The sequence below is a fragment of the Methylobacterium sp. WL119 genome (assembly GCF_008039875.1).
GTDB lineage: Bacteria > Pseudomonadota > Alphaproteobacteria > Rhizobiales > Beijerinckiaceae > Methylobacterium.
Genome location: NZ_VRUU01000149.1, coordinates 1 through 8,616, shown reverse-complemented (window position 1 = coordinate 8,616; position 8,616 = coordinate 1). Strand labels below are relative to the sequence as shown.

The window sequence follows — 8,616 nt, the reverse complement described above, 5'->3', positions numbered from 1 at the left end:
ACCCTGCGGCGACCCTGCGCGTCCGCCGCGCCAGACCCCCTTCTCATCCTCCGAGGCTATGCATGACCGACCTCCTCGACGTCGGGCGCGTTGCTGCGCTCAACGACATCCTGCGCCGCTCGCTGTCCGGCGGCACTCTCGTCCTCACGGCCGGGGTCGTCGCGCTCGGCCGTGAGCGGCAGCAGATCATCCTCGACGCCATCGCCGCCTTTGACCGCTTCGAGCCCGACAACGATCCGCACGGCGAGCGGGATTTCGGCGCGGTGGAAGCCGCCGGCGAGCGCGTCCTCTGGAAGATCGACTGTTTCGACGGTGATCGTGTCCTCACCATCCTGCTCGCGCGGGAGTATTGAGGTGGACTGGCTCGAAGATGCCTTGCCCAACGCGGCTCAGCCACTAGCCCGGGGATCACCGACCCGCCGGCGCCTACTCGCTCTCCTGGGGGGACTGCCGGCACTGAGGAAGGAGGCGGTGGGGCCCGAGCAGCCCTCATCGAAAGCGGCCTCCCTCGACCCCGTCGTTGATCCGATACCGCGCTTGTTTGCGGAATTTCAGGCGCTCGTCGACCGGCACGAGGCCGCGCTGGCGTGCTGCGACCGCCTTGAGGCGACACTCCTCGGACAGATGGACTACCCGCGGGTGCCGTTGCCGCCCGATTGGGATGGGTCGCATCGCTATGCCGGCGACTCCGGGACCATCGCACGCGTCGTCCCATCCGGTCGTCATCGGCGGCTGCAGCGGGTGCTGTAGCGTCGGCAGCGGCGATGGGCCGAGGCGGCCGATCAAGCCGGCCTAACCACCGCCCAGGGGCAAGAGGCGGTCCTTGATGCCGCCGTGCTCGACCTGGCCGACGGGCTGCTCACGACCCCCGCAGGACCCTCGACGCGATGGTGCTGAAGCTCGTCGTCCTGCTCAGCACACGCGAACCCGGCTCCCATGCAGAGACGACATCGCCGTGGCGCGAGCTTCGGCTGATCCTCGTGGATCTCAGGGGCCTCTCCGATCGTGGCGGGTCGGGCTTGTGACCATGCCGCCACGGCGCCCGCTTACGCCCGGGTCGCAGCGGCACCGGCCCGGGACGTCGGCCTCGGTCAGCAACGTCGCGACCGAGACAGACCGAACCACCCATCATCGACAATCAGGATTGGAAACACGTCATGGACGAGACTGACGGACTATCGCTATGGCCGATCCTCGGGATCGCAGTGGTCGCCGGCGTTGCCGCCTGGGATCTCGCCAAGCGCAAAGGCCTCAACAAGCGAAGTTGGGCCGCCACGTGCTTCTTTTTTGCGCCCGCCCTCATCGCCTTGGCCTTTGCCAAGTCGCAGCAGCGCCCCGGTGATACCGAGGCGTTTCGCAACCGCTGGGCGTCGCTGGCCGCCTACGATCCCGAGATCAAGGCGGCGGTCGAGCGGCTGGCCGAGCTCGGGCCAGCGGCCGTCGAGCAGTTTCGGATGGCCTATGGCGATGTGCAGACGAAGGAGGCCATCCCGCTCATCGTCGCCGACATCGAGCGGCGCTGGGCCGCGGGAGAAGGCCCAAAGCCGGAGGTAGATCCCTTCGAGCGGCTAGCCGAGTTGCACCGGCGCGGTGCCCTCCACGATGCCGACTATGAGGACCAGAAACGGCGGCTCAGGGAGCCGCGTAGGCCGAAGACCCGCTGGACCGGCTGGTGGTGGAAGGCGCCGGCTCTGCTCCTCGTTGTCTGGTTCATCTGGCCACGCGGTTCGACCGGTTTCCCGACCTGCGATGCCCGCTCCACCCGGGACCTCGTCCGCCGGGCGATCGAGGGCGCCGATGACAACCGGCAGGTCAATCGCAAGCTGCTCGCCCTCGATGAGATCCGGGAACTGAGCTTCGACGCGGACAAGCGCGATCGCCTCTGCACCGGGACCGCCGTCTTGAACTCGGGCGAACGCGCCATCGTGTGGCGGCTGTATGCACGCGGCGGCAGCATCCTCGTGAACGTGTTGGGCTTCTGATGGAGATCAGGGCGGGTGCTGTGACCGTCCTACTCCCCCGGCCCCCTCCACTAGGTCGATCCCGGCGTCCAGCGTGGCGGAGCGAACAAGGCACGCCGTGCGCAGCAACGCGATTAAAAAGGGCGGATTAGGCACAAAAAAAGCCGGGCGGGGAGCGACCCCGTCCGACTATATTTTTCGACCTGGCATCGGCCGAGCTGTCTAGCCCAGATTGCTTAGGCGGCGGTCCCGACTGCGGGGTTGCGCCTTCGAGCGCATCGTCGCCAAAGTCCTCGTACCTCCAGCATTCAGCGGCATCACCACCGACTGCGTGGAGCGGGAAAGTTCGGCGTGAAGGCGATGCTTGAGCGGCCCCGGCTTGCCCCGAAACGACAGCGTGCCCGTGTTTGGCCACCAATCGAGGATCTCACCACTGATCGTGAGAAACCGATAGAATCTATTGCCGCTATGGTAGCTCCAAAATCCCTCGCGACCGCACGCATCAACATATCTCACTAAGTCCTCAGGGGGTCCGTAGAATTTCATCTTCATGGTAGGTCCTCATCCAGTGGCTACTTCCACCGGTGAGATGTATTTACTGGAGTCGCAAATCAGCTGGTTTCGGTAACGTACGACTCTAATACCAGTCACATGTAGCTTTGATAGTTGTGCGAATTATTATCCGCCCTTCACCAGCAGCAAACGATAGCTGAGGTAGCTTCATATTGCGCATTTCGGAATAGAGGCGAACCGAGTTGACGCCGTTTATCGGCCCGTCATACTGCTGCAGTGAATTCGTATCTCGTTTGAAGAGTTGGTACTGTTTGCGGGGTGTTTTCGAAATGTACCAAATCAGCTGACGCAACCCATTGGGTCGGACGGGGCAATGATCTACCCCGGTTGCGTAGGGGAGGTAGGCACGCATCATTGGTCGCAGGTCCTTCGCCCAGGCATCGAGATCCGCGACCGAAGTGTTCCAGACGAGAGCGTGAGCGTGCCAAAGAATGAAGCGCGGCACCCCTTTCACGCGCTGCGTCGAGACGTAGAGGGTGGGGTCGAGCATTCCGAAATGATCGAAGCCCCGCAGCGCTCGGCGATAGATACGGCGGATGCCGTTGATCCCCGGGTTCGGGCGCCAGCCACGCTCTATCCCCGCGGGGTAGACGATTTGCTGTTCGTCGATGAGGGTGATGAAAAAAACCGGCTGCCTTGGCTCCCAGTCTGGCGCCGCAGCACCGAGCCGGTGACACAATCGGCCACCCCACTCTCGCATCCAATACTCGCGCGCGTAGGGATTGTGAGCCGCAAGCTTGTGAGCGAGGTTCCGCTGAAGGCGACGCACTTCCCGTTCGGGTTCGGCGTATTCCTTTTGATAGTACCCTCTCAAACTCTTAATAAGATGAGCAGCTTGGTTATGCTCACGCATTAGAAAGGGGGTGAATGCTGGGCTAGGTATCACGGTCATCACCATATCAATGTGGACATGGCTATACTTTACCACATGCTAGTGCGGTGACTATCAATTGTACAGTCGTATATACAAGCATTGTAAAGCAACGACCCCAAGTAATTTCACTACTTGGGGCCATTTTTTCGATATTTAAGATTTTATTTTCTTAAATAAACAAGCACTAGATATCATCGTCATCGGAGTTTGATTCGTCTAAAATCTCATAACCTAACAGGGTCCAGATCATGGGGCTCTTGCGACCGCGCTTACCATCACAGCGAACTTTCAGTAGGCGGATCTCGTCATCCTCGGCGTGAATACTGAAATCGGGAAGCACGTCATCATCAAGATCAATCCAGAGCTGGCTACCGTGGGGGTCCTCTGCATGGCCCTGGACGCTTGCCCCTTCACTGCTGCGCTTCGCTCGACCGAGCTGTACCCCTTCACTAATTCGAGCCTTCTTGCCATCGGCCTTGTCCTGCATGCCGCTTTTCGCAAGCCGGGAAACGTCCTCGGCCAGGCCTTTCTTTGCCGCTCGCCTTTCCTTGGCAGCCTGATACACCGCCTCGAAACCACCTTGAACTTTGATGAATTCGGCGCCCTCCTCCGGTTTGACCTCCATCAGAACAAGATCTTTAATAATTGTCAGCAATTTGGAGCGAGTGCTAGGAAGGATTTCGGTTTTATAACAGCTCAACCAGATAACAACGTAGGGGACAAGCGGCTGAAAATCTTCCTCCGTAAGAGATAGGATCTTGGATTTATTTTTGAAGCATATATCCTGACGCCAGCCATCGAAAACTTTATATTTTTCAATGGCAACAAGGGTCAAGGCAAGTGTTGCTGCGGTACGGTCTCGGACTACTGCATGATATCCCTTTTCTACTTCGCGAATATTTTGGTTCAAATTCTTCATGAATTTATGAGGATTACGGCGCGCTCCGTCAAAGTCTTGCGGGTCAAAATCGTCAGACATGTAGAAACCTCTCTTAATAATAAAAGTTTCGATACGAAACTTTTGGTTTTTTTGTTAGGAGTGCCGGCCGGCAAGAAATGGTTTACTGGAGCTTTGCGAACGGCGGAACTCATCAAAATTTTTTGATGACACTTATGTTATCCAACACTTGCCGTGTCGCTTCCCGGGTTACCAACCCGGGCACAGCTCGGGCAGCCTTTCGGTAAGAACCCGTCCGATAATGCTTGCCGGGGTTGAGTGGCCAGGATGGCGGCTATTCGAGAAGCGTGCTGAAGCCTGATACGGACTCTAAGGCTCAGACCCATGCGTCGCTGGCCCGATAGTCGAATCTCCTGTAGGAGTACGTCATGCGCCTCGTGACCGATCCGACCCGAGACGATCTCGTCCGTCTGCTAGCCGATGCACCCGATGGAGACGTGCGTGCGTTGCGGGCACCCAATGGCAAAATCTACGCGTGGTCAGCGCACGAGGCTCGACACGTCGAAGTTGCCGCCGCGCTAGATCTGCCGTTCGGCACCAGGTCGCAATTACAAGCTGCTTCGTACCTATTTAATCGACGTGATCAAACCACGGCGGGTCCATTCGTTGACTTCGAAGACCTTGTGCGGCTGCTGTCTAGTCTTGACCGCTTGAGCTGGTAGTTCTATGTCTTGATAGCATAATAATTTTGAGAAATCTGTGGTCGAACATTATGGCATATATTTCTCTCGAAACCCAGTCACCTGTTTTTTCAGCTTTTCTTGTTGCTTGATAGGCTCGTTGGTGTATCCCTCCCTAATGATGTCCGATACAAAAGGGAACAGGCGGGGTGGTTCAAACGGAATTGGCTCGACGTTTGGAACCTGAGCCCGATACTCAAACGGTTCACGTTCCTGATGACACCGCTCAATGATTTCCTCGACGACGTAGCGCGCTCGCCCGCACCACTCCTGCATCAGATGCCGGTGCTTCGTCCGAGTTGATCTACAGCTGATAATTTCATGCAGCAGCGTCCGGCCATTATCCATCTCGATGGAGGCGGCGGCGTAGGCGTAGGCGACAGCAGGTCGCGACAGATGCCATGATGCGATGATACTTGTGTCACCGCGAAGCTTGTATTGCTTTAAAATTTTCCCGTCTGGTTCTCGTTTGCCGGGCGGATTTGCTGTATCCTTAACCCTCAATTCCTCTACGAACAACCGACTAACGGGAGAACCAAACGCTTTTTTGACAAGTGCTGCTCCCGCATCTTTGCTGGGCACATGGTAGGTCTTTTTATCTTGCAGATGTGTAAGGTGATAATGGTGCAATGCCATGAGGTGTACCGCCTCAAGCATGTCGGTAGCATGCTCAAGCAGCGTCCTTTTGAAAGTCACGCGTGACATTGATCGCAAAATTCGGGTCGGTCCGCCAATAGAATAGTAAGCTTCTTCGAAGAAGCGTCGGTCCGCCCTAATTGTCCTTCCAACCGTCTCGCCAACCAGCTTACTAAAGGTGCTGGCTTTCTCTCGCCAAGGTGCTTCCGCATCCTCAACCGCCTTAGCGATGCGGTACACCATACCATCGTGGCATAATTTATTGTGGCTGGGACACGCTACCCAGGCACAAAAACCTTCGTGCAATATAGACTTATGACGGTAGAAGCTGCGGTCAGCATCCATCAAATGGCTTACAACAGCTTTAGGGTCGTAGTTGTCCCAAGCATAATCGATAAAGGGACGTAGCGGGATCTGTGACGGTTGAGTCTTCCAGTTTTCGCGCAAACGCCGACGCCGTGAGGTATCCAGCCTTGCCGTCCGGGGCTCTGCGTCGGACTCGCTCATCGTGGAACCTTCGATCATAAACCTACACTCGGACCGTCGGTTGATATTGTACCAAGGTCCATTACCAAGTCGAACCATCGACAGAAGCCGCGGATGCCGTCGTCGCCTGTCAGGCCGCCCGTCACTCCCTCAGCCTCTCCGCCGCCATGGCCAACGCGATCCTGGCCGTGCTCGACGGTATCGGATTTGCGGCTCGGGAGGTGTGCCGATGATCCTCATCGACCTGACTTCACACAACGGGGAACCGCCGATGCTAGCGACCGACCTTGATCGTCAGTGGTTCAAGGCCAATCCGGGTCGGGAGTATCGCCAATGCCGTGAGACGCTTGCCGAAACTGCGGAATGGAAGGTGCCGCCGCGGTCCGGCCACACGGCTTGGTACATCATCCGCCGGTCGGACAGCGCGTCGGTCTCCTATGGGTTTCCGAGCGATACGACCTGGGATGTTGCTGACGAGGAATTGGCGGCACTCTTCGAACGCCTGAACGAGGACAAGGCATGAAGGCTCGCTGCTGGTCCATGGCAGGGCTCCGAGGTTGGTTCGGAGCACCATCATGCCGCTTCCACCGCGCGACGCACCCCGAATACCCCATCTGAGCCCTGCGCGCCGACGCGCCTGTGTCGAGCACATCATGCGGACGATGACCGTCTCCGAGCGCCGCGCCTGTCGGGCGCTCGGACAGCATCGCTCGACACAGCGCAAGGTACCGTGGGGCCACGATGATGAAGAGGCGCTGACGGCCGATCTCGTAGCGTTGGCCGAGAAGTACGGACGCTATGGCTACCGCAAGATCAGCGCATTGCTGAAGGCGGCCGGATGGTCGGTCAACGACAAGCGCGTCGAGCGCATTTGGCGGCGTGAGGGTCTGAAGGTCCCAGCTAAGCAGCCCAAGCGGGGGCGGATCTGGGACAACGACGGCTCCTGCGTCCGTCTTCGCCCGGAACACCCCAATCACGTGTGGTCGTACGACTTCGTCGAGGCGCGCACGCATGATGGACGCAAGATCCGGATGCTCAACGTGGTCGACGAACCGAAGGGCCGCGCAGCGAGTTCACGCATGAATGCCTGGCGATCCGAGTCGCCCGCAAGCTGAAGGCAGCCGACGTCATCGACGTGCTCTCGGATCTGTTCATCCTGCGTGGCGTACCGAGCCATGTCCGTTCGGATAACGGCCCGGAGTTCGTTGCGAAGGCCGTCCAAGCTTGGATCACCGGCGTCGGAGCAAAGACGGCCTACATCACGCCAGGCTCACCGTGGGAGAATGGCTACGTCGAAAGCTTCAACGCACGGCTTCGCGACGAACTCCTGAACGGCGAGATCTTCTACACACTCAGGGAAGCGCAGGTCGTCATCGAAAGCTGGCGACGTCACTACAACGGCGTGCGCCCACATGCCTCTCTGGGATACCGGCCCCCGGCACCGGAGGTGTTCATGCCAGCCTTCTCCGCTTGGCCGGCTGCGCTCGCCCGCCCAGCTCCGCCGGCCAAGCTACTCGTGGCGGAGCGGCCCACCGTGCACTAACTTCACCCTTGGACCACCTCATGGGGGCCGATCAGTACCGTGCCGACACCCACGGTGCATTCTTGTTCTGCACAGATCTAGCAACTAACCCACTCCCTTTTAACTCTACATGGACCTAAGATAATAAGATGCATATTCTGTCAGTTACGTGTGGCGCTGATTTTTATCTAGTCTACGCAATAATTTTAAATACATAAACTCTGATATTTTATAATTATTAAATATAATCAACTATTTAAACACGACTAAAGTTTTTATGTTCAAATGGCGCTCTGAAAATCCTGACAGGACAATCTAATGCGAATACTTCATGTTTTAAATCATACGTACAAAAGTAACGGACACGTTCATGCCGCGATCGATCTTGCCTGTGCACAAAGAGTCTCAGGACATGAGGTAACAATTGCTAGCAGCGGAGGAGATTTCAGCAACATCCTCGAAAAAAACTCCGTTATGCACATTGAACTAAAGCTTAATCGCCACCCATTTTCGATATTAAAAGCTTCGTGGAAATTAATAAAAATAGTCAAGCAATTTGATATTGTTCATGCTCATATGGTGCTGAGTGCCATATTGAGCGTTCCGGCCTGTAAGCTAAACAAAACACCATTGATTACAACTATTCATAATGAGTTTAACAGAGAAGCTATTTTAATGGGCGTGGGTAAGCGTATAATTGCAGTAAGCGGAGCAGTTGCACAATCTATGGAGCGAAGGGGAATTCCGAAAAGTCGCCTTCGCACTGTTCTAAACGGAACCATAGGCACCCCGCGCTGTACAGGTCCAATCGGAGCTTCCGCAATTAAAAAATCCCCGTCCATTCTTTTTGTTGGCGGTCTTCATCCGCGCAAAGGAGTCATAGATTTAATAAATGCTTTTATAATTTTATCGAAATACTTTACCGG

At 56.9% G+C, this 8,616-nt stretch carries 10 protein-coding genes and 1 pseudogene; 8 read left to right on the top strand and 3 right to left on the bottom strand.

Features of this window, described 5'->3' with window-relative positions:
* The first annotated feature begins 62 nt into the window (after nucleotides 1-62).
* The 4 genes from FV227_RS26775 (at nucleotide 63) to FV227_RS30155 (ending at nucleotide 1,982) form a co-directional block, all read left to right on the top strand.
* Complete coding sequence (locus FV227_RS26775; protein WP_147860305.1) at nucleotides 63-353, top strand: DUF3768 domain-containing protein; 291 nt, start codon at nucleotides 63-65, stop codon at nucleotides 351-353.
* Nucleotides 354-471: 118 nt separating this feature from the next.
* Nucleotides 472-750 carry a hypothetical protein gene (locus FV227_RS30165; RefSeq protein WP_246687905.1) on the top strand — a complete coding sequence of 93 codons (279 nt, stop codon included), beginning with the start codon at nucleotides 472-474 and terminating at the stop codon, nucleotides 748-750.
* 137 nt (nucleotides 751-887) lie between these two features.
* A complete protein-coding gene (locus FV227_RS30160; protein ID WP_187276722.1) occupies nucleotides 888-1,025 on the top strand; it encodes a hypothetical protein in 138 nt (45 codons plus the stop codon).
* A gap of 132 nt (nucleotides 1,026-1,157) precedes the next feature.
* Entirely contained in the window at nucleotides 1,158-1,982 is an 825-nt protein-coding gene (locus tag FV227_RS30155) for a hypothetical protein (RefSeq protein ID WP_246687904.1), read from the top strand.
* A 616-nt stretch (nucleotides 1,983-2,598) separates the two neighbouring features.
* Here the strand turns inward: FV227_RS30155 and FV227_RS26760 are convergent.
* Both FV227_RS26760 and FV227_RS26755 read right to left on the bottom strand, forming a co-directional pair.
* A complete protein-coding gene (locus FV227_RS26760) occupies nucleotides 2,599-3,426 on the bottom strand; it encodes a hypothetical protein (RefSeq protein ID WP_147860304.1) in 828 nt (275 codons plus the stop codon).
* 166 nt (nucleotides 3,427-3,592) lie between these two features.
* Nucleotides 3,593-4,387 carry a hypothetical protein gene (locus tag FV227_RS26755; protein WP_147860303.1) on the bottom strand — a complete coding sequence of 265 codons (795 nt, stop codon included), beginning with the start codon at nucleotides 4,385-4,387 and terminating at the stop codon, nucleotides 3,593-3,595.
* A gap of 347 nt (nucleotides 4,388-4,734) precedes the next feature.
* On the opposite strand from FV227_RS26755, the gene FV227_RS26750 reads away from it, so the two are divergent.
* On the top strand, nucleotides 4,735-5,028 hold the full coding sequence (locus FV227_RS26750; protein ID WP_147860302.1) for a hypothetical protein: 294 nt from the start codon (nucleotides 4,735-4,737) through the stop codon (nucleotides 5,026-5,028).
* A 48-nt stretch (nucleotides 5,029-5,076) separates the two neighbouring features.
* On the opposite strand, the gene FV227_RS26745 is transcribed toward FV227_RS26750, so the two are convergent.
* On the bottom strand, nucleotides 5,077-6,189 hold the full coding sequence (locus FV227_RS26745; RefSeq protein ID WP_147860301.1) for a hypothetical protein: 1,113 nt from the start codon (nucleotides 6,187-6,189) through the stop codon (nucleotides 5,077-5,079).
* A gap of 208 nt (nucleotides 6,190-6,397) precedes the next feature.
* Between FV227_RS26745 and FV227_RS26740 the strand changes: the two genes are divergently transcribed.
* From FV227_RS26740 to FV227_RS26730, 3 genes and pseudogenes are all read left to right on the top strand, one after another.
* Nucleotides 6,398-6,691 (top strand): hypothetical protein, encoded by a 294-nt coding sequence (locus FV227_RS26740; RefSeq protein ID WP_246686688.1) that lies wholly within the window; start codon nucleotides 6,398-6,400, stop codon nucleotides 6,689-6,691.
* Between the two features lie 91 nt (nucleotides 6,692-6,782).
* A pseudogene (locus FV227_RS26735) lies at nucleotides 6,783-7,711 on the top strand (IS3 family transposase); the annotation flags it as partial.
* A 297-nt stretch (nucleotides 7,712-8,008) separates the two neighbouring features.
* Nucleotides 8,009-8,616, top strand: a 608-nt coding sequence (locus FV227_RS26730; RefSeq protein WP_147860300.1) for a glycosyltransferase family 4 protein, incomplete at its 3' end; no start/stop codon positions are given.

Coding starts and splice junctions, on each gene's coding strand:
- FV227_RS26775 (WP_147860305.1), top strand. CDS start 63: ATGACCGACCTCCTCGACGTCGGGCGCGTTGCTGCGCTCAACGACATC.
- FV227_RS30160 (WP_187276722.1), top strand. CDS start 888: ATGGTGCTGAAGCTCGTCGTCCTGCTCAGCACACGCGAACCCGGCTCC.
- FV227_RS30155 (WP_246687904.1), top strand. CDS start 1,158: ATGGACGAGACTGACGGACTATCGCTATGGCCGATCCTCGGGATCGCA.
- FV227_RS26760 (WP_147860304.1), bottom strand. CDS start 3,426: ATGACCGTGATACCTAGCCCAGCATTCACCCCCTTTCTAATGCGTGAG.
- FV227_RS26755 (WP_147860303.1), bottom strand. CDS start 4,387: ATGTCTGACGATTTTGACCCGCAAGACTTTGACGGAGCGCGCCGTAAT.
- FV227_RS26750 (WP_147860302.1), top strand. CDS start 4,735: ATGCGCCTCGTGACCGATCCGACCCGAGACGATCTCGTCCGTCTGCTA.
- FV227_RS26745 (WP_147860301.1), bottom strand. CDS start 6,189: ATGAGCGAGTCCGACGCAGAGCCCCGGACGGCAAGGCTGGATACCTCA.
- FV227_RS26740 (WP_246686688.1), top strand. CDS start 6,398: ATGATCCTCATCGACCTGACTTCACACAACGGGGAACCGCCGATGCTA.